This is a genomic window from Vreelandella sp. GE22, from assembly GCF_968212445.1.
Window position 1 is genome coordinate 3,449,089 of sequence record NZ_OZ309110.1, and the last position, 25,765, is coordinate 3,474,853.

Consider the following 25,765-nt stretch of genomic DNA (forward strand, 5'->3'; position numbering starts at 1 on the left):
GGCGAGTATGACGCCCCCGGCGTTAGGCTCAGGGCCCGGCCGGGCCGCCAAGCGGGTCGGAGGGGCGGCGACGCGGTTCGTCGTCGTCCTCTTCGCCATCGTCATTGGCATCGCCGTGGTCCGGCTCGTCCGCTTTTGGCTGCGGCTCGCCACCCGCCGGCGTACCACCGCCGGAGGAGTCGCCGTCATCCCAGCCTTCCGGCGGGCGCGGATCCTTGCCTTCCATGATGTCCTTGAGCTGACTCGCGTCGATGGTTTCGTACTTCATCAGCGCTTCGGTCATGGCGTCGAGCTTGTCGCGGTTATCGTGCAGGATCTGGCGCGCTTGCTCGTAGCAGTCGTCGATGATCTTACGCACTTCCTTGTCGAGGCGCGTAGTGGTTTCGCCGGACTTCAGCTTACCGCCGCTCTGCCCAGGGCCGCCGAGGAACTGGTGCGATTCGTCCTCGTCGTACATGATCGGGCCCATCTCATCGGACAAGCCCCACTTGGCGACCATGTTGTGGGCAAGTTCGGTGGCCCGCTTGATGTCGTTGGATGCGCCGGTGGTCACGCCGTTGGCGCCCAGCGTCATCTCTTCGGCGATACGCCCGCCGAACAGCGAACAGATCTGGCTGAGAATCTGCTGGCGCGAGAGGCTGTAACGATCCTCTTCCGGCAGGAACATGGTGACACCCAGCGCCCGGCCCCGCGGGATGATCGTTACCTTGTAGACCGGGTCATGCTCGGGCATCACCAGACCGATGATCGCGTGACCGGACTCGTGATACGCCGTGTTGAGCTTCTCTTTGTCGGTCATGACCATGGATTTGCGCTCGGCGCCCATCATGATCTTGTCCTTGGCCATCTCCAGCTCGTCCATACCGACCAGGCGCTTGTTACGACGCGCGGCAAAAAGCGCTGCCTCGTTGACCAGGTTGGCGAGATCCGCGCCGGAGAAACCGGGGGTGCCGCGAGCAATGAGAACCGGCTTGACGTCCTCGGCCAGTGGCACCTTGCGCAGGTGAACACCCAGAATATGCTCGCGACCGCGAATATCGGGCAGGCCCACGGTGACCTGACGGTCGAAACGGCCCGGCCGCAAAAGCGCCGGGTCGAGAACGTCCGGACGGTTGGTCGCGGCGATCACGATGATGCCTTCGTTGGCTTCGAAACCATCCATCTCGACCAGCAGCTGGTTGAGGGTCTGCTCGCGCTCGTCGTTACCACCGCCCATGCCGGCGCCACGCGAGCGGCCCACGGCGTCGATCTCATCGATGAAGATGATGCAGGGCGCCTGCTTCTTGGCCTGCTCGAACATGTCGCGTACGCGAGACGCACCGACACCCACAAACATCTCGACGAAGTCGGAACCGGAGATCGAGAAAAACGGTACCTTCGCCTCACCGGAAATGGACTTGGCCAGCAGCGTTTTACCGGTACCCGGCGGGCCCACCATCAATACGCCGCGCGGAATGGTGCCGCCCAGGCGCTGGAACTTGGTCGGGTCGCGCAAAAAGTCGACCAGCTCTTCGACCTCTTCCTTGGCTTCGTCGCAGCCGGCGACATCGGCGAAGGTGGTTTTGATCTGATCCTGGGAGAGCAGCTTGGCCTTGGATTTACCAAAGCTCATCGGGCCGCCCTTACCGCCACCGGCGCCGCCCTGCATCTGGCGCATGAAGAACATGAAGATGGCAAGGATGAGCAGAATCGGGAAACTGGCGATCAGCAGACGCATCCAGATGCTCTGCTGCTCCGGCTCCTTGCCGACCACGGTAACGTCGTTGCTCAGCAGGTCATCCATCAGCTTCGGGTCTTCCGCCGCCGGCCGGATGGTCTGGAACTGCGACCCGTCGGTGCGCTCACCCTGAATGGTGTAGCCATCGATGGTGACGCTGCGAACCTGTTGATTTTGCACCTGATGCACAAACTGGGAGTAGTTAGTGGACTGGGGTGCGCTTTCCGTACTGAAATTGTTGAACACTGTCAGTAGCACGGCCGCAATGACCAACCACAGAATCAGGTTCTTCGCCATATCGTTCAAGGGGCTACCCTCATTACAAGAATCCGTCAGTTAACCGTCGATACTCAGACCTTACACTAGAGCACTACGTTCAACCATTGCCAAAGCACGTTTGACTTTGGGCCATGTATGCCATATAGGCCTTACGGCCCGTATGACACGCAGTGCGATTGCCTTCGCGGCAATCGCCATGATCGTTTTCTTCGCGGCGTGAATTAGCGGCCGCGAAACCCCTGGGCTAAAAAATAGACCTCCCGAGAGCGGGCGCGCGAGGCGCCGGGCTTACGCGTCACTACGCGGTCGAAGTCGCCTCTCAACTCCTTCAAATAAGCGTCGAAGCCTTCGCCCTGAAACACCTTGGCCAGAAAAGTACCGCCTTTGGAGAGCGTTTCCCGGGCAAGCTCCAGGGCCAGTTCGACAAGATACATCGCCTGAGGCTGGTCGATGGCGGTCATGCCACTCATATTGGGGGCCATGTCCGACATCACAAGGTCGACGCGGCGATTTCCCAGCCGCTCGAGAATGGCGTTCAGCACGCTCTCTTCGGTGAAATCGCCCTGAATGAAGTCAACGCCGGCTAGCGCGTCCATTTCCAGAATGTCCGAGGCGACGACGACACCATCCATACCGACTTTATCGGCGGCCACTTGGCTCCAGCCACCGGGGGCGGCGCCCAGGTCGATCACCGTCATGTTCGGGCGAAAGAGCTTGTCTTTTTCATCGAGCTCTAAAAGCTTGTAGCTTGCTCGCGAGCGGTAGCCGTCCTGCCAGCTCTGCTTGACGTACTGATCATCAAAATGCTCTTTCATCCAGTTGGCGCTGGTCTTGCTGGCGGAGCGTTTGGGACCTGCTGGCTTTTGCTGCATGAGGCGTCTACATCTAGCGTATGGGGGTGAATGTGCGAAAGTGCCGGGTGGACTGCTTTCACTTGACGGCGTTTCACCGTAAGATGGAGCGTTAAGCGCAAACCGGGATACCGCAAGATACCATGAGCTTGTCACAGGCACAAAAGAAAGCATTTCGCAGCATTGGCCATCACCTGAACCCAGTCGTGACGGTCTCTGAAAACGGCATCTCCGAGAATCTGCTCGCCGAGTTCGACCGCGCACTGCGCGATCACGAGCTGATCAAGGTGAAGCTGGCCCTCCCCGAGCGCGATGATCGCGCGGCCATGGTGCAGGAGCTCGTCAATGAAAGCGGCGCGGAGCTTGTTCAAACCATTGGCAAGATGGCGCTTTTTTACCGCCGAAACCCAAGCGCCAACCCCAAACTTTCCAACGTCAGCCGCTTCGAGAACCATCACGGCCGCCACTGAGCACGCGTTAAAGCACTATCGAGAAGCGTCATGAAAAAGGCCCGGGCATCACTGCCCGGGCCTTTTTTGCACCATCGAAACGCGCGGCTTAGATGTGCTCGACGCTTTCGATTTCGTATTCGACATCGCCGCCGGGAGTCTTGACCACCACGATATCGCCCTCTTCCTTGCCAATCAACGCGCGGGCAATGGGGGATGTGACCGAGATGCGCCCGGATTTAATATCCGCTTCGTCTTCACCGACGATACGGTAGGTGACCTGGGCGTCGCTATCCAGGTTCAAAAGCGCCACGGTCACACCAAAGATCACCTTGCCGGTTTTGGGCAACTTGGTGACATCGATCACCTGGGCGCCGGAGAGCTTGCTTTCGATCTCTTGAATACGTCCTTCGATAAATCCCTGCTGTTCGCGGGCCGCGTGATACTCGGCGTTCTCCTTGAGATCGCCGTGCTCGCGCGCCTCGGCGATCGCGGCAATCACTTCAGGGCGCGCTTCGCCCTTCAGGTGATTGAGCTCTTCGCGAAGACTTTTTTCGCCCGCTACCGTCATCGGGACCTTGTTCATTGACTTGCTCCTGCATGCAGATCCTGAAGGCGCCGCACCGTAATCTCCCGACCGTACTCGAGCGCCATGCAAACGGCATTAGCGCCCGCCAGGGTGGTCGCATAGGGCACCTTGCGCGCGAGAGCAGTACGGCGAATGATCGAAGAGTCGTTGATAGCCTGACGACCTTCGGTAGTGTTCACAATGTAGGCGATCTCGTCGTTCTTGAGCGAATCGACGATATGGGGGCGACCTTCGTAAACTTTATTGACGTGCTCGACTGTAAGCCCGGCCGCTTCGAGTGCGGCGGCCGTACCGCGCGTGGCACATAACGTGAAGCCCAATGTTAGCAGAGAACGGCCTACTTCGATAATCCCCTCTTTGTCCGGCTCGCGTACCGACAAGAAGGCCTTGCGCGGACCATCGAGGGCCGGAATGGCCTCCCCGGCGCCCAGCTGCGCCTTGAAAAATGCCTCGGCGAAGGTGTCGCCGGAGCCCATCACTTCGCCGGTGGACTTCATCTCCGGCGAAAGGATCGGATCGACCCCCTGGAACTTGTTGAACGGGAAGACCGCTTCTTTCACGCTATAAAAGTGCGGCACGATTTCGCGCTCGAAGCCCTGGCTTGCCAGGGTCTGGCCGGCCATGCAGCGCGCGGCGATTTGGGCAAGCGAAGTGCCGATGCACTTGGAGACGAACGGCACGGTGCGCGAGGCCCGCGGGTTGACTTCGATCACGTAGATTTCATTGTCCTGCCAGGCGAGCTGCACGTTCATCAGCCCCTTCACGCCTAGCTCCACCGCCATACGCTTGACCTGATCGCGCATCTCGTCCTGGACGTCCGCGGGCAGCGAGTACGGCGGTAGCGCGCAGGCGGAGTCACCGGAGTGTACCCCGGCCTGCTCGACGTGCTGCATGATGCCGCCGATCACCACGGCGTCGCCATCGGACACCGCGTCGATGTCGACCTCGACCGCGGCGCTCAAAAAGTGATCCAGCAGCACCGGCGAGTCGTTGGAGACCTTCACCGCGTTGGTCATGTAGTTTTCGAGTTCAGACGCGTCGTAGACGATCTCCATGGCGCGCCCGCCGAGCACGTAGCTGGGGCGCACGACCAAGGGGTAGCCGATCGCCTCGGCCTTGGCAAAGGCCTCGTCGAAGCTGCGCGCGGTGGCGTTGGGCGGCTGCTTGAGACCGAGCTTCTCGATCATGTGCTGGAAGCGCTCGCGGTCTTCGGCGCGGTCGATGGCGTCCGGGGTGGTGCCGATGATCGGCACGCCGGCGGCTTCGAGCTCCCGGGCGAGCTTCAGCGGGGTCTGGCCGCCGAACTGGACGATCACGCCCGCCGGCTTCTCTTTATCGGCGATTTCGAGTACGTCTTCCAGGGTGACCGGCTCGAAGTAGAGCCGATCCGAGGTATCGTAGTCGGTAGAGACGGTTTCCGGGTTGCAGTTGACCATGATGGTCTCATAGCCGTCGTCGCGCATGGCAAGCGCGGCGTGAACACAGCAGTAGTCGAACTCGATGCCCTGACCGATACGGTTCGGCCCGCCGCCGAGCACCATGATCTTCTGGCGATCGGATACGTCGGCCTCGCACTCCTCTTCATAGGTGGAGTACATATAGGCGGTGCTCGAGGCGAACTCCGCCGCGCAGGTATCGACACGCTTGTAAACCGGGCGAATACCCGCGGCCTGGCGGGTTTGGCGGAATTCCTTTTCGCTGACGCCGAGCAGTTTGGCCAGGCGCGCGTCGGCAAAGCCCTTGCGCTTGAGCTGGTAGAGCTCGCGGGCCGAGAAGTCGCCCAGCGCGCGCTTGGCTACGGCGGCCTCAGAAAGAATCAGGTCTTCGAGCTGCACCAAAAACCAGCGGTCGATGTTGGTCAGCGCGAAGACCTCTTCGACGCTCATACCGGCGCGCATGGCGTCGGCCACAAAGAAGATGCGCTCGGCGCCGGCGGCCTGCAGCTCGCCCTTGATCTGCGCCATCGCCTCATCACTAAAATCGGTGATGATCGGATCGAGGCCGTCGTTGCCGGTTTCCATACCGCGCAGCGCTTTTTGCAGCGACTCCTGGAAGGTACGGCCAATCGCCATTACCTCGCCTACCGACTTCATCTGGGTGGTGAGGCGGTCGTTGGCCTGGGGGAATTTCTCGAAAGTGAAGCGCGGAATCTTGGTGACGACGTAGTCGATGGACGGCTCGAAAGACGCCGGGGTCGCCCCGCCGGTAATATCGTTTTGCAGCTCGTCCAGGGTGTAACCCACCGCGAGCTTCGCAGCGATCTTGGCGATCGGAAAGCCGGTGGCTTTCGAGGCAAGCGCCGAGGAGCGCGAGACCCGTGGATTCATCTCGATGACCACCAGGCGCCCGGTTTGCGGGTCCATGCCGAACTGAACGTTGGAGCCACCGGTTTCCACCCCGATCTCGCGCAGCACCGCCAGGCTTGCGTCGCGCATGATCTGGTACTCTTTATCCGTCAGCGTCTGCGCCGGGGCCACGGTGATCGAGTCGCCGGTGTGCACGCCCATAGGGTCGAAGTTCTCGATGGCGCACACGATAATGCAGTTATCGTTTTTATCGCGCACGACCTCCATTTCGTACTCTTTCCAACCCAGCAGCGACTCGTCGATCAAAAGCTCGTGATTGTTGGAAAGCTCGAAACCGCGGGTGCAGATCTCCTCGAACTCTTCCTTGTTGTACGCCACGCCGCCGCCGGAGCCGCCCATGGTGTAGGAAGGCCGGATGATGGTCGGAAAGCCAAGCTCCGCTTGAATCTCCCAGGCTTCATCCATGGTGTGGGCGACCTTCGCCTTCGGGCACTCGAGGCCGATACGCTTCATGGCCTGGTCGAACAGATCACGGTCCTCGGCCATGTTGATGGCGTCGGCGTTGGCGCCGATCATCTCGACGCCGTGCTTGTCGAGCACGCCATGCTTTTCAAGGTCGAGGGCGCAGTTGAGCGCGGTTTGCCCGCCCATGGTGGGCAGGATCGCGTCGGGCTTTTCCGCCTCGATGATTTTTTCGACGGCCTGCCAGGTGATCGGCTCGATGTAGGTGGCATCGGCCATGACCGGGTCGGTCATGATGGTGGCCGGGTTGGAGTTGACCAGCACCACCCGGTAGCCCTCCTCGCGCAGCGCTTTACACGCCTGGGCGCCGGAGTAGTCGAATTCGCAGGCCTGGCCGATGACGATGGGGCCAGCGCCAATGATGAGAATAGTCTTGATGTCGGTACGCTTGGGCATAACGGTTCCCGCAAAAAAGTGACGATGAGCTCGATAGGGCTTGGCAAACGGATCAGCGACGCGCCTGCATCAGGCCGATAAAGCGATCAAACAGCGGCGATACGTCCTTCGGACCGGGGCTCGCTTCCGGATGCCCCTGAAAGCTGAACGCCGGGCGGTCGGTGCGCTCGATGCCCTGCAGTGTGCCATCGAAAAGCGAGCGGTGCGTGGCGCGCAGATTACCTGGCAGCGTGGTTTCGTCGGCGGCGAAGCCGTGGTTCTGGCTCGTGATCATCACCGTGCCAGAGTCGAGATCCTGCACCGGGTGGTTGGCGCCGTGGTGGCCGTGATTCATTTTGACGGTCTTCGCCCCGGAGGCCAGCGCTAAAAGCTGGTGACCCAGGCAGATACCGAACACCGGCGTATCGGTTTCGAGAATCTCGCCAATCGCGGTGATCGCGTAGTCGCAGGGCTCCGGGTCGCCGGGGCCGTTGGCCAAAAATACGCCATCCGGATTCATCGCCAGAACCTCTGCAGCTGGGGTCTGGGCGGGCACCACGGTCAAGCGGCAGCCGCGGGCGGCCAGCATACGCAGGATGTTGAATTTCACCCCGTAGTCATACGCCACCACGTGGTAAGGCCGATCAAAGGTCGAAGTATCGGCGTAGCCCGCGCCCAGGCTCCACTCGCCTTCGCTCCACTCATAGGCCTGCTTGCAGGAGACCTCCTTGGCCAGATCCATGCCCTTGAGCCCGGGAAAGGCGCGGGCCGCCGCCAGCGCCCGCTCGACGGCGTCGTCGCCTTCGGCATCGCTGCCCGCCAGAATCGCCCCGTTCTGCGCGCCCTTGTCGCGCAAAAGGCGTGTCAGGCGGCGGGTGTCGATATCGGCGATGCCCAGCACGTTTTGACTTTCCAGATACTCGGAAAGGCTCTGCTGGCTGCGAAAGCTGCTGGCCATCAGGGGGAGATCGCGAATCACCAGGCCGGCGGCGGCAACAGAGGCGGACTCCACGTCTTCCGGGTTAATGCCGGTGTTGCCGATATGCGGGTAGGTGAGCGTGACGATCTGGCGGGTATAGGAGGGGTCGGTGAGAATTTCCTGGTAGCCGGTCATGGCCGTATTGAACACCACCTCCCCGCTCGTGACGCCTTCGGCGCCGATGGCCACTCCGTGAAACACGCTGCCATCTTCCAGGGCCAATATCGCAGGTTTGCTCAATGCGGGGTTATTCAAGACAACTTCTCCCATGCTGTTAGGCGCCTGGGGGCGCAGGCTCGGCGATCCGGTGTCGGCGTTTGCGTGCAAACGTCGGGTCGTAAAAAAGCGGGACGAAGCCGATAAAGAAAAAATCGGTTTCATCCCGCTTGTTGTTCTTCCGTGGCAGGTGGCCATGGTTTAGCGTACGGCGTTGGGCAATTTTTCAATAAAGCCAGTGCAACAAGCGCAGCGTTCGCCGTTTACTTTCTACTCACATGCCACCACCCGGCCAAAATTTTTGGAATGTTACAGCATTTCAGGCGACCAGACCAGTCTTTTGGCTACAAATCCAGCTCAAGCCTCACCCAGCCCGAGCACGTCCTGCATATCGAAACGCCCGCTTCGTTGCTCCGCGACCCAGCGCGCCGCGCGCACCGCGCCCTTGGCAAAGGTCATACGGCTGGAGGCCTTATGGGTGATCTCGATGCGCTCGCCTTCGGTGGCGAACATCACCGTGTGCTCACCGACGATATCGCCGGCGCGCACCGTGGCAAAGCCGATCTCGGTATCGGTGCGCGGCCCGCACTGGCCCACGCGCTCGAACACGCCGTGCTCTTTCAGCGTGCGATCCAGACTTTTGGCGATGACCTCGCCCATCTTGACCGCAGTGCCGGAGGGGGCATCGATCTTGTGGCGGTGGTGGGCTTCGACGATCTCGATATCGTAACCTTCATCGCCCAGCGCCCTGGCCGCGGTTTCCAAAAGCTTGAGGGTCAGGTTCACACCGACGCTCATGTTGGGCGCGAACACCATGGCCACCCTGTCCTGATAACCATCGAGCTCATCGAGCTCGTCATCGTTCATCCCGGTGGTACCGATCACGATGGCCTTGCCGTGCTCGGCGCAGAACGCCAGATTCGAAAGCGTTACTTGGGGGGCGGTGAAGTCGATTAGCACATCGAAGTCATCGACGATGGCGTTGAGTGAGTCGACCGCGGTCACGCCACACTTCCCCGTACCCGCCAGCTCGCCGATATCGGCGCCGACGAGCGAGCTTCCCGGCTCGACGATACCGCCGGCCAGTGTTGCGTTCTCATCCTGATTTAGCGCGCTTACCAGCGTGCGGCCCATACGCCCCGCTACGCCTACGATGGCCACTCGTGTCATACAATCTCCTGGGTGCAATCGTCTGAAAGGCGCCAGGCGGCGCCTTTTATTCATTCATCCGCGGGAGTATACCAGAGCCCGCCGGCCATCACGGCCGGCGGGCGGTCTGGCTAGTTTTCCCAGACGATCTCCAGCGTCTCGTCTTTGGCCATGCGCTCCAAGTGGTTCTGGACGACGCCTTCGAGTTTATCCAGCGTTGCCTCATCGAGGGTTTCGATCGAGACCGCGAGCTTATCGGCCTCGGCGTGCATCAGGCAGGTGCCGCCTTCGGGAAAGACGATTTTGGCATCCTGAGCGGTGTACTCGACCTCGAGCTTGTGTGACCAGTGCTTACACAAACGGTTGATCAAGCGCTCGCCGGATTCGGTGGCAATTTCAGCACGGGATATCGGCATGACACTCTCCTTTCATAAGAAACGATCGATGTAGCTTAAGATCGGCGTTGAAAACTGACAAACGCTGCGTTGAACGCTTACGCAACGCAGTGTTTGAATAATTGGAACAGTTTGGCGCTAACCGCTCGACAGCTATCGGGGATTTCTCGATAATACCCCATGTAAATGCGAATCATACACAGTTGTCTCAGGGCGCCTGGCCCCGTTGAGCGGCCCGACTCTTTATAGACACCATGATGACTTTTTATCTTCAGCCTTTTTATTAGCAGACTCGGCGGGAAAATTTATGAGCTCACACCTAAAAGCCCTGGCCGGCGCGGCCGCCCTGAGCTGCACGGCTGCCATGGCCGACGGTATCGACGTGGTGGATATTACCGGGCGCGAGGTGCATTTCGATGCTCCCGCCGAACGGGTCATACTCGGTGAAGGCCGCCAGATCTACCTGTTGGGTCTGCTCGAGCCCGAAGCCCCGTTCACCCACGTGGTGGGTTGGCGCGAAGATTTCTCCCAGGCCGATCCGGATAACTACGCGCGCTACGCCGAGCGCTTTCCGGCGATGGGCGAGCTGCCCACCTTTGGCGGTTTCAAGGACGGCACCTTCGACGTCGAGCAGGCCGCTTCATTAACCCCGGACGTGGTGTTCATGAACCTGGAAGCCAAGGCGGCGACCGAGGACGCCGCCTACGACGATAAGCTCGGCCAGCTCGGCATTCCCATCGTCTACGTCGATTTTCGTGAAGACCCGATTGCCCACACGATCCCCTCGATCCGCCTGATGGGCCAGATCATGGACGATGAAGAAGCGGCAGAGGAATTCATCGACTTCGCCGAGGCCCAGCTGGCCCGTGTCACCAACGTGATCGACGAGGCCGACCCCGAGCGGCCGAGCGTGTTCATCGACCGGGCCGGCGGCTACTCCGATGAGTGCTGCATGAGCTTTGGGCCCGGTAACTTCGGCGAGTACGTCACCCTTGCCGGGGGCGCGAATATCGCCGAGGGCATCATCCCGGGCAGTTTCGGCACGCTCAACCCGGAGCTGATCATCGCCGCAAGCCCGGAGCACATCGTCGTGACCGGCGGCAACTGGGATGCCTACGTCCCTGGCGGCGACTGGGTCGGCATGGGCCCGGGTGCGGATATGGATGCGGCGCGAGCCAAGCTCGAAGGCCTCACCCACCGCACGGCGATGACCGGCGTTCAGGCCGTCGAGGATGACAACGTCCACGCGATCTGGCACCAGTTCTACAACAGCCCCTACTACTTCGTCGCCATTCAGCAGCTCGCCAAGTGGCTACATCCGGATCTTTTCGAAGACCTGGACCCGGAGGCCACGATGCGCGAACTCCACGAACGCTTTTTACCGATCGACTATGAACCCGGCTACTGGATCTCCCTCGATGACCAGTGATACCACCCTGAGTGTCCCGGCAAGCCAGGGGCGCAGCCACTATAAAACCCAGGTACTACGCCGCCAGCTGATTCTCGTCGCGCTGGTCGTGGCCCTGTTTTTCAGCCTATGCGTCGATCTATCGCTTGGCCCGGCCCGCTATAGTCTCGGCGAAGTCATCGCGGCACTGCTCACTCCCGGAAGCGTCAGCGATCAGATCCGCGTGATCCTTTGGGAGATGCGCATGCCGGTGGCGCTGATGGCGCTGGTGGTCGGCGCAAGCCTCTCAGTGGCCGGCGCGCAGATGCAGACCATTCTGAGCAACCCGCTGGCCAGCCCCTTCACCCTGGGCATCTCCGCCGGGGCGAGCTTCGGCGCTGCCCTGGGCCTTGCGTTTGGTGTCGCGATCATCCCCGCCGCCTCCATCGAGTTCGTGGTGCCGCTCAACGCCTTCATCATGGCCATGTTCACGGCGTTCTTGATTCACGCGCTGAGCTTAAAGCGCGGCGTTACGGTGGAGACCATCGTGCTGCTGGGCATCGCCATGGTGTTCATCTTCAATTCACTGATGTCGCTGATCCAGTTTTTCGCAAGCCAGGAGGCGGTGACCGCGGTCGTGTTCTGGACCATGGGGAGCCTGACCAAGGCGACCTGGCCCAAGTTCTGGATCGCGCTGGGCATTCTGGGGGCGATCCTGCCGCTTCTGGCCCGCCACGGCTGGGCGCTGACCGCCATGCGCCTGGGCGATGCCAAGGCCGAGAGCATGGGCGTCAAGCCGCGCGCGCTGCGCCTGGAAGTACTAGTGCTGGTCTCGCTGCTCTCGGCGGTGGCGGTGGCGTTCGTGGGCACCATCGGCTTTATCGGCCTGGTGGGCCCGCACATCGCCCGCATGCTGGTGGGCGAGGATCAGCGCTTTTTCCTGCCGGGCTCGGCGATTTGCGGCGCGTTGATTTTGTCGGTGGGCTCGGTGATCTCCAAGCTGATCATTCCCGGCACGATCATTCCCATCGGCATCGTCACATCATTAGTCGGCATTCCGTTCTTTCTGTTTCTCGTGCTCAACCACAAGAAGGCCTCATGGTAACGCTCACGCTCAATCACGTATCGGCGCGTTACGGGCGTCGCACCATCGTCGATGACGTCACGACCCCCACCTTTCACGGCGGCCAGGTGGTGGCGCTATTGGGGCCCAACGCGGCGGGTAAATCGACGCTTTTTCGCCGCATCCTGGGCCTGGTGCAGGGCCAGGGCACGGTGGTTATCGGCAACACCCAGTCCGAGCGCCCGGTGGCCTACATGCCCCAGGACACCGGCGCGAAGGCGGTGCTCAGTGTCTACGAGTCGGTGCTTTTGGCACGCATGCAGGGGCGAAGCCTAAAGGTACAGCCTGAGGATCTTGCCCAGGTCGACCGGGCGCTTGGGGAGCTGAATATTGCCGCCCTTGGCGAGCGCGATATTGGCGATTTGAGCGGCGGCCAGCGCCAGCTGGTGAGTGCCGCCCAGGCGCTGGTGCAGGAACCGGACATCCTCATGCTCGACGAGCCTACATCGGCGCTGGACTTGAACCGCCAGATCAACCTGCTGAGCGTACTGCGTCGGCTGGCCGACGAGCGCGGCATGCTGATTCTGGTCGCGCTGCACGATTTGGGCCACGCGCTGCGCTTCACCGATGCCTCGATGGTGCTAGAGCACGGCCGGTTGATCGCCTGCGGCCCCACACAAGAGGTCATCACGCCGGATCTCTTGCGCCAGGTCTACAAAGTGGCGGCGCGCATCGAGCCCTGCTCGAAGGGCCTCCCTCAGCTTATCGTCGAAGAGGCCGTCTAGAGCGGCGACCTTCGAGGGAGGCCAGCGCCACGCCGGCCAGCATCAGCGGCAGTGCCATGATAAAGCCACTCGAGATGGGGATGGCGAACAGCACCCAGTCCGCGGCGATCGGCCAGACCAGCGCAACGTACTCGAACGGCGCCAGCCGCGACACTTCGGCATAGCGAAACGCCAGCGTCATGGCGATATGCCCTGCCCCGCCAAACAGCCCGGAAAGCACCAGCAGGGCAAACTCGGTGTTGCTCAACGAGGCCCAGCCCAACGGGAACGTGGCAAGCCCCGCCAGCGACGACACCACGATGAAATAAAACGCGATCGACCCGGCGGTTTCGGTGCGCGAGATATGCCGGATGGTCAGCAGAGCGCCCGCGGTCAAAAGCGCACCCACGGTGCCGAGCGCGTAGCCCAACAGCCGGCCGTCACTTCCGGCCCCGCTCAGTTGGGGAACCACCAGCACCGCCATACCGGCCAGCGCCAGCACGATGGCCCCGGCGCGGTAGAACGAAAATTTTTCGCCGAGTAGCAGCACGCCGCCCACCGCCATGAAGATCGGCGCCAGCTGCACCAAAAGCGTCGCCTCGGCCACCGGCAGAAAAGCGACGGCCGAAAACGAGCAAAACATCGCCGCCGCCCCAAGCCCCGAGCGCAGCAGATGCCCGAGCGGGCGCCGGGTGGCCAGCGCCCCGGGAAACTCCCGGCGAACCATCAAAAAGATGACGATGGGGATCAGCGCGAACAGCGAGCGAAAGAAGATGGACTGGCCCACCGGAACCGACTCGCTCACCGCCTTGATACACACCAGCATGCCGGTGAACATCACCCCGGACAGCACGCGCAAGCAAATGCCCAGCCCTGGGCGGTCTTCAATTCCGGTCATGATCGACTCGCTTTTTTCTACAAAAAAGTCCCCGGCGCCAGGCACCGGGGACTTTGTACGCTAATGGCGCGCCAGGTACTCCATGGAGCACCCCGCCAACGCCGAGACCTTCAGCTTACGGCTTCATCTCTTCGAAGAACTTCTTCACGCTGTCGAAGAAGCCGGTTTTCTTCGGCGAGTGGCTGTGGCTGTTGCTGCCGTCGAAGCTCTCCTGGAGCTGACGCAGCAGACCTTTCTGCTCTTCGTTCAAATTCACCGGGGTCTCGATCACCACCTTGCAAAGCAGATCGCCCGGCGCGCCGCCGCGAACCGGTTTCACGCCTTTACCGCGTAGGCGGAAGAGCCGTCCGGTTTGGGTTTCCGGCGGAATCTTGAGCTTCACGCGGCCATCGAGCGTGGGCACTTCGAGTTCGCCCCCCAGGGACGCGTCGACGAAGTTGATCGGCACATCGCACTGCAGGTGCTTGCCATCGCGCTGGAAGATCGGGTGCGACTTGATCGCGACCTGCACGTAAAGATCGCCGGCCGGGCCGCCGTTCACGCCGCTTTCGCCTTCGCTATTCAGGCGAATACGGTCGCCGGTATCCACACCAGGCGGAATCTTCACGGACAGCGTACGGGTCTCGCGTACGCGGCCTTCACTATTACACTTGTGGCACGGCACCTTGATCTGCATGCCGGAGCCGTGACAGGTGGGGCAGGTTTGCTGCACGGCAAAGAAGCCCTGCTGCATGCGCACCTGACCCATGCCCTGACAAGTCGGGCAGGTGTCCTTGCTGGTACCGGGCTCGGCCCCTTCACCGTCGCAGCGGTCACAGTTGATGTGGCGCGGTACACGAATGTCGACCGTGGTACCGGCGACGGCGTTTTCCAGATCCAGCTCCAGGTTGTAGCGTAGATCCGAGCCGCGGGCCGGGGCGTTCGGGCCACGACGACGACCGCCGCCGCCACCAAAGATATCGCCGAACACGTCGCCGAAGATGTCGCTGAAGTCCCCAGCGCCACCGCCGCCGCCGAAGCCGCCACCACCATAGCCGCCGCCCTGGCCGTCTACACCGGCGTGGCCAAACTGGTCATAAGCAGCGCGCTTTTGCTCGTCGCTGAGCACTTCGTAGGCATCGGATACGTCGCGGAATCTCTCTGCGGCGGTTTCGTCATCCGGGTTACGGTCAGGGTGGAATTTTTGCGCCAGGCGGCGATAGGCCTTTTTGATCTCTTTCTGATCGGCCCCTTTTTCAACACCCAGGACTTCATAATAATCGCGCTTGGACATGGGTCCTACGCCTCCTGGTTAGGTATGCACTTGACGGTACAGGTCACGATAAACGTCCTGGCCGCGGAAACAGCAACGCGGGAGAGAGCTCCCGCGTCACTGCTATCCTTGGCAGAAAGAGAAATTACTGCTTCTTCTGCTCGTCGTTGACTTCTTCGTACTCGGCGTCAACCACGTCGTCTTCCGGCTTGGAAGCGGTTTCTTCGCCACCTTCGCCTTCGGCTGCCTCGGCGCCTTCAGCCTGCTCGGCGTACATCTTCTGCGCCAGCTGGCCAGAGGCTTCGGTCAGAGCATCCAGTTTCTTCTGGATATCGTCCTGATCATCGGTCTTGACCGCTTCCTCGAGCTCGGTGATGGCGGTTTCGATGTTCTGCTTCTCTTCATCGGTCGCCTTGTCGCCGGCTTCTTCCAGGGTCTTGCGCGTGGCGTGAATCATGCCGTCGGCCTGGTTACGCAGCTGGACCAGCGCCTCGAACTTCTTGTCTTCGTCGGCGTGGGCTTCGGCGTCGCGCACCATCTGCTCGACTTCTTCATCGGAAAGACCGCTGGAAGCCTTGATGACGATCGACTGCTCTTTACCCGTCGCCTTGTCTTTCGCGGAGACGTTCAGGATACCGTTGGCGTCCAAGTCAAAGGCAACTTCGATTTGCGGTACGCCGCGCGGTGCCGGCGGAATGTCGGCGAGATCAAAGCGACCCAGCGACTTGTTCTGCGCTACCTGTTTACGCTCACCCTGCACGGCATGAATGGTCACGGCCGTCTGGTTGTCATCCGCGGTGGAGAAGGTTTGGGTCTTCTTCGTCGGGATGGTGGTGTTCTTCTCGATCAGCGGCGTCATGACGCCGCCGAGCGTCTCGATACCCAGCGTCAGCGGGGTGACGTCGAGCAGCAGCACGTCTTTCACGTCGCCGCCCAGTACACCGCCCTGAATCGCGGCACCTACGGCAACGGCTTCGTCCGGATTGACGTCTTTACGCGCTTCCTTGCCAAAGAACTCAGCGGCTTTCTGCTGAACCAGCGGCATACGCGTCTGACCACCGACGAGGATGACGTCGTCGATTTCAGAGGCGGAAAGACCGGAGTCCTTCAGCGCCATCTTGCACGGCTCCAGCGAGCGCTGTACCAGCTCTTCGACGAGCGACTCGAGCTTGGCGCGGGTCACTTTGACGTTCAGGTGTTTGGGACCGGTGTTGTCTGCCGTGATGTAAGGCAGGTTCACGTCGGTCTGCTGGGCGCTTGAAAGCTCGATCTTGGCTTTCTCGGCGGCTTCTTTCAGGCGCTGCATGGCCAGGTTGTCGCCGGAAAGGTCGATACCGCTGTCGGACTTGAACTGCGCGACCAGGTAGTTGATCAACGAAAGGTCAAAGTCTTCGCCGCCCAGGAAGGTGTCGCCGTTGGTGGCCAACACTTCGAACTGGGTTTCGCCATCGACATCGGCCACTTCGATGATGGAGATATCGAAGGTACCACCGCCCAAGTCGTAAACCGCGATGGTCTTGTCACCGCGCGACTTGTCCATGCCGTAGGCAAGGGCAGCGGCGGTCGGCTCGTTGATGATCCGCTTGACTTCCAGACCCGCGATGCGGCCGGCGTCTTTGGTCGCCTGACGCTGGCTGTCGTTGAAGTAGGCGGGTACGGTGATGACCGCTTCGGTCACTTCTTCGCCGAGGTAGTCTTCGGCGGTTTTCTTCATCTTTTTAAGCACTTCCGCGCTGACCTGCGGCGGTGCCATTTTCTTGCCTTTTACTTCGACCCACGCGTCGCCGTTATCGGCTTCGGCGATCTTGTACGGCACCATCTTGATGTCTTTTTGAACGACGTCGTCCTTGAAACGGCGGCCGATCAGACGCTTGATGGCGTACAGGGTGTTTTCCGGGTTGGTCACGGCCTGGCGCTTGGCCGACTGGCCGACCAGGGTTTCGCCGTCATCGGTGTAGGCGATGATGGACGGCGTGGTGCGGCCGCCTTCGGCGTTTTCAATTACCTTGGAGCTATCACCATCGAGAACCGCCACACAAGAGTTGGTGGTACCCAGGTCAATACCAATAATACGTCCCATAGCAAAACCTCGAATTCGGTTGTGACAAAACTAAATGCTGTTGAGCAATCGGTCTGCGGTAACTACCGCGGGTTGGCCTTTATCTGGGGGCCGCCTTGAACTTTTCAAGGGGGAATTTTGCATTAACCCCCAACTCGATCACTCTGCTTTCTTGCTGACCACGACCATCGCCGGGCGAACCAGACGGCCGTTGAGCAGGTAGCCCTTTTGCATCACGTCCATCACGGTGTTGGGCTCGAGCTCCGGATTGGGGACCATGGTCATCGCTTCGTGCACCTGAGGGTCGAAGGGCTCGCCGTGGGGCTCCACGCTTTCGACACCAAACTTGTTCAGCACGTCCAGCTGCATTTTGAGCGTCATGGACACGCCTTCACGGTGTACGTCAGTAGCGTCTTCCTGCATGTTCTCGAGGGCTTTTTCAAGGCTGTCGACCACCGGCAGAAGCTCTTTCACGAACTTCTCGAGCGCGAATTTGCGCGCTTTTTCCGCTTCGGCTTCAGCGCGGCGACGAATGTTTTGCGCTTCCGCCGAGGCGCGCAGCGACTGGTCCTTGGCCTCGGACAAACTCTGTTCGAGCTCTTCTACCCGCGCGGCCAACACTTCGGCTTCCGGGTTATCCACGCCCTGCTCCAAAGTGTCGGTGCCCAGCGGCGACTCGTCGTCCAGCACGCCTTCCAGGTCACCCTCGACCAAGCGCTCTTCGTCGGCCTGCTCGGTAACGTCGGCCTCCTGCTCCTGGCGGGCCAGCTCGTCATCCATGGGGGTTTGCGGTTCTTTCGCCATGCCGTACTCCTAAATGAGGTCGCGGCGCCTAATGCGGCTGCCTGATGAAACAAAGGGTTTATCAATGCGTATGCACGCTATATGGGGGCCCTGGCCGTCATCTCAAGAGGGGCATTGAAGTGAGTTATCGACTACTGTATAAAACAACAATCATTGTATAAGCATCCAGTTTCTATAGCGCCCTGCCCAGGAGGCCCTATGCTGACGCAGCTAGTGATCCAGGACTACGCCATCGTTGACCGTCTGGAGCTCGACTTGAGCGACGGCATGACCGCCATCACCGGTGAAACCGGGGCGGGCAAATCCATCTTGCTTGGCGCCCTGGGGCTTTGCCTGGGCGAACGCGCCGAGGCCGGGAGCGTACGCCACGGCTGCGAGCGCACCGATCTTTCCGCCAGTTTCGACATTACCCACCTGCCCGCCGCTGCCGAGTGGCTCGAAGCGCGAGAGCTCTCGTCAGAAGAGTGCCTTTTGCGCCGCGTGGTAAGCGCCAGCGGTCGCTCGAAGGCGTGGATCAACGGCCAGCCGGTGACCATCGCCGATCTTAAAGCGTTGGGCGAACTGCTCATTCAGGTACACGGCCAGCACGCCCATCAAGCGCTGATGCGCGAAGAGACTCACCTTGCCCTGCTGGACGACTACGCCGGGCTCAAACCCAAGCGCCAGGCGTTGACCGAAACCTTCAAGGAGTGGCGCAGCGCCCGGGCACGGCTGAAAAAACGCAGCGAGGCTGGCAGCGAAGTCGAGGCCAAACGTCAGCTACTGCGCTACCAGGTGGAAGAGCTGGATCAATTGGACCTGAGTGAGGGCGAGCTGCAAACCCTGGAAGAGGAGCAGCATACGCTGGCCCACGCCGAGGAGACCCTTCGCGAGACCCAGTTTGCCGTGGAGTGCTGCGAAAGCGATGAAGGCGGCGCTTTATCGCTGCTCAACCAGGCCCACGCGCGACTAACCGCGCTTCCCGGTAGCGACAAGGGCGTGTTGGCCAATACGCTTGCCATGCTGTCGGATGCCCGCATTCAGGTAGAGGAAGCCGCCAGCGAGCTCTCCCACTTCGCCAGCGCCACAGAGCTTGACCCGGAGCGCCTGGCTTGGGTGGACGAGCGCCTGACCGATGTTCACCGCATCGCACGCAAGCACCACGTCGCCCCGGAAGAGCTCTGTGCGCTTCACAAGGCGCTTGCCCAGGAATTCGCCCAGCTCGAGGCAAGCGACGAAGACATCGAGGCGTTAAGCGGCCAAGTAGCCGAGTACCGCGAGCGCTACCGCCAGGAGGCCAAAGCGCTCTCCGAGGCGCGCCAGAAAGCCGCCATCAAACTCGGCAAGGAAGTCCAGCAGCAGTTGGCGTTTTTGGCGATGAGCAAGGCGCGCTTCGAGGTGGCCGTTTCCTCACGTGAAACGCCCAGCCAGGAAGGCCTGGACCAGGTGCAGTTCTTGATCAGCGCCAATCCGGGCCAGCCGGCCAAGCCGCTCACCAAAGTGGCTTCCGGCGGTGAGCTTTCGCGCATCAGCCTGGCGATCCAGGTCGTGGCGGCCAGCCACTCCACCATCCCAAGCCTGGTCTTCGATGAAGTGGACGTGGGTATTTCCGGCGCTACGGCGGAAATCGTCGGTCAGCTTCTGCGCAAGTTGGGCGAAAAGGGCCAAGTGATGACGGTGACCCACCTGCCCCAGGTCGCCGCTCAGGCGCACCAGCACCTGCATATCGAAAAGCACGCCAAGCGCGACAGCACCCTGACCCACATGGCGCTACTCGACGATCAGGGCCGGGTGAGCGAGCTGGCGCGCATGCTGGGCGGCGTAAAACTCTCCGAGCAAACCCTGGCCCACGCCCGGGAGATGCTCAACGCCAGCCAGCGCCCAACGCACTAGCGGCTAAAACCCTGGCACGCCTAAAACCAAAAGCGCCCCGGCCGCGATAGCAGCCGGGGCGCTTTTGTGAGCGCTGCGGTTCGTTGACTCAATAAACCGCTTGAAGGAGTGCGTGTTACGTCTTGGGGCGTACGTACAACACCAGCGCATGGTCGATCAGCTCGAAGCCGTGTTCTTCGGCGATTTCTTGCTGACGACGCTCGATGATTTCATCGACGAACTCGATGATCTCACCGCTTTCCAGACATACCATATGGTCGTGATGGTCTTCCTGGGTCATTTCGAACACTGCGTGGCCGCCGTCGAAATTGTGACGAATCACAAGACCGGCTGACTCGAACTGAGTCAGCACACGATAGACGGTCGCCAAGCCGACATCCTCACCCGCATCAATCAGTGTTTTATACACTTCTTCTGCGCTAAGGTGGTGTTGGCCCGAAGCATTTTCGAGAATCTGGAGAATCTTGACACGCGGCAGGGTCACTTTTAGCCCGGCTTTGCGTAGTTCATGGTTCTGATCGGCCATGGTTGCTCTTCGCAGTAACAGGTTAGGTCGGGTATGATCGACCGAAACCACGATAGTGAAGAACAGGCCCAAATGCAAAAATTGACTCGTATCATTACGCTTTCCGTTGCCCTGACCGTCGTTAGCGGCTGTAGCTACGTTGGCGTTTACAAGCGCGACATCCCACAAGGCAACCTGGTGACCCAGGAAATGGTCAGCCAGCTGCAACCTGGCATGACCCAGGAACAGGTCACCTACGTCATGGGGCGCCCGCTTTTAGAGGCGCCCTTCGATTCCCGCGAGTGGGACTACGTCTACCGGTTGGACAAGGCGTACGCCGGCGTCGAGCAGCGCCGCGTAACGCTCACTTTTGATGAACAGGGGCGGCTCGCCAACGTCGAGCAGCAGGGCGATCTTTCGCGCGCACCGACGGTCAGTCGCAGTGAGGGCGCAGGGCCGGCGACCGAAACCGCCGACCCAGCAACGCCGATCATGACGCCGAACCAGCAAACGACGACGCCAGCGCCCGAGAACGCGCCCACACCGACCCCGGAGAACGCACCAGACCCGCAGCCCGTGATTCTGGACTAAGGGCTAGTCGCCCGTCTGGCGCTTGGCACGCGCCAGACGGGCGGCCTTGGGGTCGATCTGAAGCGGGCGGTACACCTCGATGCGATCGCCGGGTGAAAGCGTTTGCACGCTTGGCTCACGCAGTGCTTTCCCAAAAACGCCCAATGGCGCTTCGTCAAAGGTATTGACGGAGTGCTCGGGGAAAAGCGCGGGGAGTTCGGCCTTTGCGACGGCTTCCCGGGCGGTGGTGGTGGGCGTAACGTCCACTTTCACGATGCGCTGTTTCTGCGGCGTGGCAAACACCACTTCCACGCAGAAAAGCGCGCTCGAGGTCTCATCGGCCATATAGTTCGTCTGCGCGCTTGGTGAACGCATCGACCAACTGGCCGGCGATTTGTTGGAACAGCTTGCCAAACGCCATACCCAGCAACCGGTTGGCAAACTCGAACTCCATTTCCAGGCTAACCTTGCAGGTGCCCTCGCCCATGGGCGTGAAGAGCCAGCGGCCCTTTAACCGCTTGAACGGGCCCTTTACCAGCGAAAGCTCGATACGCTCCGGGGCGTACAGATCATTGCGCGTGGTGATGGTTTGCTCCACTCCCGCGCGGCCCAGCGTCATCTCGCCAATCAGATGCGTTTCGTCACGCTCGATCAGGCGGGCACGGCGGCACCCGGGCAAAAACTCGGGGTAATGTTCGAAATCGTTGACCAAATCGAACATCTGTTGGGGGGTGTGCCGCACCATGGCGGTACGATTAACGGTTGGCATTGACCTCTCCGCTGACTTCACAGTGCCCAAAGCGTATCATGGGAAATAATATTTCAGACCTTGAATGGTATCACGCCTCCCCATATAACGAAGGGGGTGCTATCGACAGATTAATGATGAGGTTTCATGGCCACTAAGAACGGCAAGAGCAAGGGCCCCAGCAACAGCGCCATCGCCCAGAACAAGAAGGCGCGGTTTGAGTACCACATTAACGAAACCTTCGAAGCAGGCCTTTCGCTTGCGGGTTGGGAAGTTAAAAGCCTGCGCGCGGGCAAGGGTCAGCTCACCGATACGTATATTCTGGTGCGTAATGGCGAAGCGTGGCTGCTGGGTAGCCACATCATGCCGCTCAACACCACCAGCACCCACGAGATTGCTGACCCGACCCGCACGCGCAAACTGCTGCTTCACCGCAAGGAGATCGCCAAGATCTTCTCGGTCACCCAGGACAAGGGCCACACCTGCGTGCCGCTCAAGCTCTACTGGAAGCGCAATATGGTGAAGTGTGAGTTGGCGCTGGTGACCGGTAAGCAGCTTCACGATAAGCGCGCGACCGAAAAAGATCGCGACTGGGACCGTCAGAAAGGTCGAATCATGCGGGAACATAACCGCGCGTAGCTGGTCAATTAGCGCTGAGCACGTTAGAATACTGCTCTGACTCGGGGGCGACATGGTTTCGACGCCGGTGACAAACCCTGCGGTGCATGCCGAGAGCGTGATGTATCTCGTAAATACCACATCACGAAAAATAGTCGCAAACGACGAAAACTATGCTCAAGGCGCGCTGGCAGCGTAACAACTGCTAGCTTCTTGTCTGGCCCCAAGGTGATGTGCCTATTCATCACTGCGGGGATATGAGCTAAAGCTGATAGGACCGCGGTTGGCGGTGTCTTCTCGTCAACCGTTAAACTTTAGAAGGCTCGCGTGACTGGATCCTGATCGTCGGAGCCAGCTACGTTAAAGCAAATGACGAAATCTAAGCATGTAGAGCCAATGGGCGAGTGCTGGCGGACGCGGGTTCAATTCCCGCCGCCTCCACCAGACACCCCAGCAAATCAAGCACCTTCGGGTGCTTTTTTTGTGCCCAGGAATTGAGACGCGCCTTTTCGAGCCCGGCGATTAAAGCCTGCTGCGGCTCGAAACGCTTCTAGACAGGCTTGATCGCCGGCCATGTAAACGCTCGAGAGACGCTATTCAGGATGGTCGTGGCATCGCTGTAGCGCCGAGAATCGGACGTGGACTTGAGAACGACGGTAATGACGCGGTGACCACCCGGCGCGGCATGCTCGAGCAAGAGGTTGAACCCCCACCCGGTGAGCGTGCCCGTCTTGCCCCCGGTAACGGCGCGGTCTTTCTCTCGTATAGCGACCACCGATGTTGTGATGGGCTCCACGCGCGCATCCGGGCCGCCCACGTGCAGGGTGTATCGCGCCTTGTTCCAGATAGTGACGAGCACGTCGCTATCGAGCGCCGCCCGGCCGAGGCGGGCCAGATCTCTGGCGGTAGCGTACTGATGGGCGGCGGGAAGACCGTGCGGGTTGATGAAATGACTGTTGTGCATTTTAAGCCTGGCCGCAGTGGTGTTCATTTCCTGAACGAACCGCTCTTTCGGATGCCCGCTGCCGGCTTCATTATCCAGTATTTTCTGACCCACTACTCGCGCCACGACGGCGGCGGTTACATTGCTGGAGGGGAGCATGAGGTTATGCAGCGCGCCCTCCACCGTGATGGCGTCCCCCGCACGCAGATTGTTACCGGACCCGCCGGTCGCATCTTCGCTCTCAACCCGCAAGACGTCCGACAGTACCGGCATCCACTTTAAAAAGACCAGGCAGGTCAACAGCTTCGCGAGGGAGGCCGGCAGCATTTTAAGGTCCGCATCCTTGGCCCACAGCACATCATCATGAAGCGCCGAATGGCGTGAAGCGCTCACGCAAATGGCCGACTCGGCGGTGATTTCAGCAGAATTGCCAAGCGACTTACCACCGAGCTGATCAAGCCCGCCCTCCAGATCGCTTTTCACCTCTCTCGGTACGTCATCCGGTCGTGCCATTTTCCGCTCCCGATGCCTGAGTCTGCGTGCATTGAGCTTGAAGCATGAACACAAAGCCGGCAAACCCTTACGCTATGGCGGGGCGGACCGGCGGGCCCCTGAACCAGGAACCGCTGAATAAAGTGACAGCGGCTACCCCATCTAGTTGCCGTCTTTTTATAGGAAGCAGCCATAAAGCTTTGAGGACACCCCTGAAACCTTCAGGCATTGGCATGTGCCAGTTTCTCGAACACACCTTTTTTAGCGCGGCGGGCTATAGACCTGCTCCCCGTTGGCGTACTTGATCCAGGTTTTCCCTAGGTGGTTACGCAGCTCGTGGCCTACTCGCTTGCCATCGCGCGCTTCCAGGGCGGCCAGAATCGCTTCGTGCTCCTCCATGGCCGTCGCCCACTTCTCGTTTTTTTGATTCGAAAGGTAGCGGACGCGGTAAAGCTGGCGACTCACTTGGTACATAACGCGGTAAAGCCAAGTCAACTCTGTGTTTATAGCTTTCCACGCAGGTACACCATAGACTGAAAGGTGGGCCATGTTACCGCTACGCACCCCCCTCTTTTACCGATCATGCGCCCAAGGAAGGATTTCATGGCCGACGACGAACAGTACACCGATGGCGAGACGCAGCTTCTTTACATTCAAGAGCGACTCGATGAAAACGATACGCCGTCACTGAAGACGCTGTTCGACGATCTGGAAACTCTGGAAATAGCGCGCATCCTCGAATCCTTTCCCACGAAGACGCGTAACTTCTTGTGGGAACTCATCCCCGCTACGCTGCTCGGCGAAGTGCTGGCAAGCGTCGATGAAGATATCCGCGCGGACTACGTCGAAGACCTGTCGATCAGCGATATCGAAAACATCGTTAGAGGTCTGGACGCCCAGGACGTTGCCGAAGTGCTCGAGGTGGCTGACGAGGACGTCAAAACGAGCGTTTACGCAAGCCTCGATGACAATATTCGCGCCCAAGTAGAGAACCTGCACGCCTACGAAGAGGATGTCGTGGGCCGCTACATGGACCCGGAGACGGTCAATGTAAAGCAGGGTGTCTCCCTCGAAGCCGTACAGCGCTATATTCGCATCCATCATCTGCTCGACGATGAGTCGCAGCAGGTGATGATCACCGATAAAGACAAACGCCTGCTGGGTACGCTGACGCTGATCGACTTGATCAAGCAGCCCCAGGACGCGGTGGTCGATGACTACATGGATGACTTTTTCACGCTCAACGATCAGATGAAAGTCAGCGAAGCCGCTATTTTGCTGCGTTCGAAAGAGCTGCCCTTCGTCCCGGTGTGCGATAGCGATGGCTTGCTGGTGGGCCAGCTCAATGCGGCAGATGTTCTGGAAATCACCCAGGACGACGCGGATCTAACGCTGAAGCACCTTTCCGGCGTCAGCGACGAAGAAGAGGTGTTCACGCCCATCGTGCGTAGCGCCAAAAGCCGCGGCGTATGGCTGGGCATCAATTTAATGACGGCTTTTTTGGCGGCGTTCGTCATCGGGCGGTTCGAGGCGGTGCTGGATCAAATCGTAGCGCTGGCGATTCTAATGCCGGTGGTCGCCAGCATGGGGGGAATCGCCGGCAGCCAAACGCTAACGGTGGTGATCCGTGGCCTGGCCCTTGGCCAACTGGCCGGTAATAACAAGCGTTGGCTCTATAACAAGGAGCTTTGGGTTGGTATGAGTAACGGCCTGGTCTGGGCCCTGGTGGTGGGCGCCATCTCCTATCTTTGGTTTGGCCAGGTGCTCATCACCGTGGTCATCACGCTGGCCATTTTTATCAACATGAGTCTGGCGAATATCTCGGGCGTACTGATCCCCTTGGTCCTGAAGCGGCTGAAGATCGACCCAGCGCTCTCCGGCGCGGTTATCTTGACCACTGTGACCGATGTCGTCGGCTTTCTCTCGTTTCTGGGCCTAGCGACGGTGATTATTTTATGAAGAT

24 protein-coding genes and 1 other RNA gene are annotated in these 25,765 nt (G+C 60.3%); 9 read left to right on the forward strand and 16 right to left on the reverse strand.

Features of this window, described 5'->3' with window-relative positions; all coding sequences use genetic code 11:
• Positions 1 to 28 precede the first annotated feature (28 nt).
• Positions 29 to 2,023, reverse strand: coding sequence for an ATP-dependent zinc metalloprotease FtsH (gene ftsH / locus ACWHRL_RS16225; protein ID WP_447894467.1), 1,995 nt, complete (start codon positions 2,021 to 2,023; stop codon positions 29 to 31).
• Positions 2,024 to 2,217: 194 nt separating this feature from the next.
• On the reverse strand, positions 2,218 to 2,868 hold the full coding sequence (gene rlmE, locus ACWHRL_RS16230) for a 23S rRNA (uridine(2552)-2'-O)-methyltransferase RlmE (protein ID WP_447530086.1): 651 nt from the start codon (positions 2,866 to 2,868) through the stop codon (positions 2,218 to 2,220).
• 122 nt (positions 2,869 to 2,990) lie between these two features.
• Here rlmE and yhbY point away from each other — a divergent pair, with 122 nt between their 5' ends.
• Positions 2,991 to 3,317 carry a ribosome assembly RNA-binding protein YhbY gene (yhbY, locus tag ACWHRL_RS16235; protein WP_447530087.1) on the forward strand — a complete coding sequence of 109 codons (327 nt, stop codon included), beginning with the start codon at positions 2,991 to 2,993 and terminating at the stop codon, positions 3,315 to 3,317.
• A gap of 88 nt (positions 3,318 to 3,405) precedes the next feature.
• Here the strand turns inward: yhbY and greA are convergent, their stop codons facing one another.
• The 5 genes from greA to ACWHRL_RS16260 all read right to left on the reverse strand — a co-directional run bounded on the left by greA (position 3,406) and on the right by ACWHRL_RS16260 (position 9,848).
• Positions 3,406 to 3,882, reverse strand: a complete 477-nt coding sequence (gene greA / locus ACWHRL_RS16240; protein ID WP_447530088.1) for a transcription elongation factor GreA — start codon at positions 3,880 to 3,882, stop codon at positions 3,406 to 3,408.
• On the reverse strand, positions 3,879 to 7,109 hold the full coding sequence (carB, locus tag ACWHRL_RS16245; RefSeq protein WP_447894468.1) for a carbamoyl-phosphate synthase large subunit: 3,231 nt from the start codon (positions 7,107 to 7,109) through the stop codon (positions 3,879 to 3,881). The genes greA and carB overlap by 4 nt, the downstream gene beginning before the upstream one ends.
• A 52-nt stretch (positions 7,110 to 7,161) precedes the next feature.
• Positions 7,162 to 8,307: a glutamine-hydrolyzing carbamoyl-phosphate synthase small subunit gene (carA, locus tag ACWHRL_RS16250; protein ID WP_447530552.1), complete on the reverse strand. Its 1,146-nt coding sequence runs from the start codon at positions 8,305 to 8,307 to the stop codon at positions 7,162 to 7,164.
• 333 nt (positions 8,308 to 8,640) lie between these two features.
• On the reverse strand, positions 8,641 to 9,453 hold the full coding sequence (gene dapB / locus ACWHRL_RS16255; protein ID WP_447894469.1) for a 4-hydroxy-tetrahydrodipicolinate reductase: 813 nt from the start codon (positions 9,451 to 9,453) through the stop codon (positions 8,641 to 8,643).
• 110 nt (positions 9,454 to 9,563) lie between these two features.
• A complete protein-coding gene (locus ACWHRL_RS16260) occupies positions 9,564 to 9,848 on the reverse strand; it encodes a DUF2218 domain-containing protein (protein WP_447894470.1) in 285 nt (94 codons plus the stop codon).
• 286 nt (positions 9,849 to 10,134) lie between these two features.
• On the opposite strand from ACWHRL_RS16260, the gene ACWHRL_RS16265 reads away from it, so the two are divergent.
• From ACWHRL_RS16265 to ACWHRL_RS16275, 3 genes are read left to right on the forward strand one after another with little or no spacing between them, the layout of a single operon-like run.
• Entirely contained in the window at positions 10,135 to 11,256 is a 1,122-nt protein-coding gene (locus tag ACWHRL_RS16265; protein WP_447894471.1) for an ABC transporter substrate-binding protein, read from the forward strand.
• Complete coding sequence (locus ACWHRL_RS16270; RefSeq protein ID WP_447894472.1) at positions 11,246 to 12,319, forward strand: FecCD family ABC transporter permease; 1,074 nt, start codon at positions 11,246 to 11,248, stop codon at positions 12,317 to 12,319. The genes ACWHRL_RS16265 and ACWHRL_RS16270 overlap by 11 nt, the downstream gene beginning before the upstream one ends.
• Positions 12,313 to 13,062 (forward strand): ABC transporter ATP-binding protein, encoded by a 750-nt coding sequence (locus ACWHRL_RS16275; RefSeq protein ID WP_447894473.1) that lies wholly within the window; start codon positions 12,313 to 12,315, stop codon positions 13,060 to 13,062. The genes ACWHRL_RS16270 and ACWHRL_RS16275 overlap by 7 nt, the downstream gene beginning before the upstream one ends.
• On the opposite strand, the gene ACWHRL_RS16280 is transcribed toward ACWHRL_RS16275, so the two are convergent.
• The 4 genes from ACWHRL_RS16280 to grpE form a co-directional block, all read right to left on the reverse strand.
• Positions 13,040 to 13,939 (reverse strand): DMT family transporter, encoded by a 900-nt coding sequence (locus tag ACWHRL_RS16280; RefSeq protein WP_447894474.1) that lies wholly within the window; start codon positions 13,937 to 13,939, stop codon positions 13,040 to 13,042. The two genes, ACWHRL_RS16275 and ACWHRL_RS16280, sit on opposite strands and share 23 nt — an antisense overlap.
• 115 nt (positions 13,940 to 14,054) lie before the next feature.
• Positions 14,055 to 15,212, reverse strand: a complete 1,158-nt coding sequence (dnaJ, locus tag ACWHRL_RS16285) for a molecular chaperone DnaJ (protein ID WP_447530096.1) — start codon at positions 15,210 to 15,212, stop codon at positions 14,055 to 14,057.
• A gap of 124 nt (positions 15,213 to 15,336) precedes the next feature.
• Positions 15,337 to 17,271 carry a molecular chaperone DnaK gene (gene dnaK, locus ACWHRL_RS16290; RefSeq protein ID WP_447530097.1) on the reverse strand — a complete coding sequence of 645 codons (1,935 nt, stop codon included), beginning with the start codon at positions 17,269 to 17,271 and terminating at the stop codon, positions 15,337 to 15,339.
• 138 nt (positions 17,272 to 17,409) lie between these two features.
• The gene (gene grpE / locus ACWHRL_RS16295; protein ID WP_447530098.1) at positions 17,410 to 18,054 is read right to left on the reverse strand and encodes a nucleotide exchange factor GrpE; all 645 of its coding nucleotides are present in this window, start codon (positions 18,052 to 18,054) and stop codon (positions 17,410 to 17,412) included.
• A gap of 198 nt (positions 18,055 to 18,252) precedes the next feature.
• On the opposite strand from grpE, the gene recN reads away from it, so the two are divergent.
• The gene (gene recN, locus ACWHRL_RS16300; RefSeq protein ID WP_447894475.1) at positions 18,253 to 19,926 is read left to right on the forward strand and encodes a DNA repair protein RecN; all 1,674 of its coding nucleotides are present in this window, start codon (positions 18,253 to 18,255) and stop codon (positions 19,924 to 19,926) included.
• 115 nt (positions 19,927 to 20,041) lie between these two features.
• Here the strand turns inward: recN and fur are convergent, their stop codons facing one another.
• Positions 20,042 to 20,452 carry a ferric iron uptake transcriptional regulator gene (gene fur / locus ACWHRL_RS16305; protein WP_447530100.1) on the reverse strand — a complete coding sequence of 137 codons (411 nt, stop codon included), beginning with the start codon at positions 20,450 to 20,452 and terminating at the stop codon, positions 20,042 to 20,044.
• Positions 20,453 to 20,524: 72 nt separating this feature from the next.
• On the opposite strand from fur, the gene ACWHRL_RS16310 reads away from it, so the two are divergent.
• Entirely contained in the window at positions 20,525 to 21,022 is a 498-nt protein-coding gene (locus ACWHRL_RS16310; protein WP_447894476.1) for an outer membrane protein assembly factor BamE, read from the forward strand.
• Positions 21,023 to 21,025: 3 nt separating this feature from the next.
• Here the strand turns inward: ACWHRL_RS16310 and ACWHRL_RS16315 are convergent, their stop codons facing one another.
• Positions 21,026 to 21,346, reverse strand: coding sequence for an RnfH family protein (locus ACWHRL_RS16315; protein ID WP_447894477.1), 321 nt, complete (start codon positions 21,344 to 21,346; stop codon positions 21,026 to 21,028).
• The gene (locus tag ACWHRL_RS16320) at positions 21,336 to 21,770 is read right to left on the reverse strand and encodes a type II toxin-antitoxin system RatA family toxin (RefSeq protein WP_447530103.1); all 435 of its coding nucleotides are present in this window, start codon (positions 21,768 to 21,770) and stop codon (positions 21,336 to 21,338) included. The genes ACWHRL_RS16315 and ACWHRL_RS16320 overlap by 11 nt, the downstream gene beginning before the upstream one ends.
• 126 nt (positions 21,771 to 21,896) lie before the next feature.
• On the opposite strand from ACWHRL_RS16320, the gene smpB reads away from it, so the two are divergent.
• Together smpB and ssrA are read left to right on the forward strand one after the other, a co-directional pair.
• Entirely contained in the window at positions 21,897 to 22,388 is a 492-nt protein-coding gene (smpB, locus tag ACWHRL_RS16325) for an SsrA-binding protein SmpB (protein WP_447894478.1), read from the forward strand.
• 43 nt (positions 22,389 to 22,431) lie between these two features.
• Positions 22,432 to 22,811, forward strand: a transfer-messenger RNA (tmRNA) gene (gene ssrA, locus ACWHRL_RS16330).
• Positions 22,812 to 22,917: 106 nt separating this feature from the next.
• Here the strand turns inward: ssrA and ACWHRL_RS16335 are convergent.
• Both ACWHRL_RS16335 and ACWHRL_RS16340 read right to left on the reverse strand, forming a co-directional pair.
• Positions 22,918 to 23,823: a D-alanyl-D-alanine carboxypeptidase family protein gene (locus ACWHRL_RS16335; RefSeq protein WP_447894479.1), complete on the reverse strand. Its 906-nt coding sequence runs from the start codon at positions 23,821 to 23,823 to the stop codon at positions 22,918 to 22,920.
• Positions 23,824 to 24,063: 240 nt separating this feature from the next.
• Positions 24,064 to 24,351 (reverse strand): FCD domain-containing protein, encoded by a 288-nt coding sequence (locus tag ACWHRL_RS16340; protein WP_447896189.1) that lies wholly within the window; start codon positions 24,349 to 24,351, stop codon positions 24,064 to 24,066.
• Between the two features lie 54 nt (positions 24,352 to 24,405).
• Between ACWHRL_RS16340 and mgtE the strand changes: the two genes are divergently transcribed.
• Positions 24,406 to 25,761: a magnesium transporter gene (gene mgtE, locus ACWHRL_RS16345; RefSeq protein WP_447894480.1), complete on the forward strand. Its 1,356-nt coding sequence runs from the start codon at positions 24,406 to 24,408 to the stop codon at positions 25,759 to 25,761.
• The last annotated feature ends 4 nt before the right edge of the window (positions 25,762 to 25,765 follow it).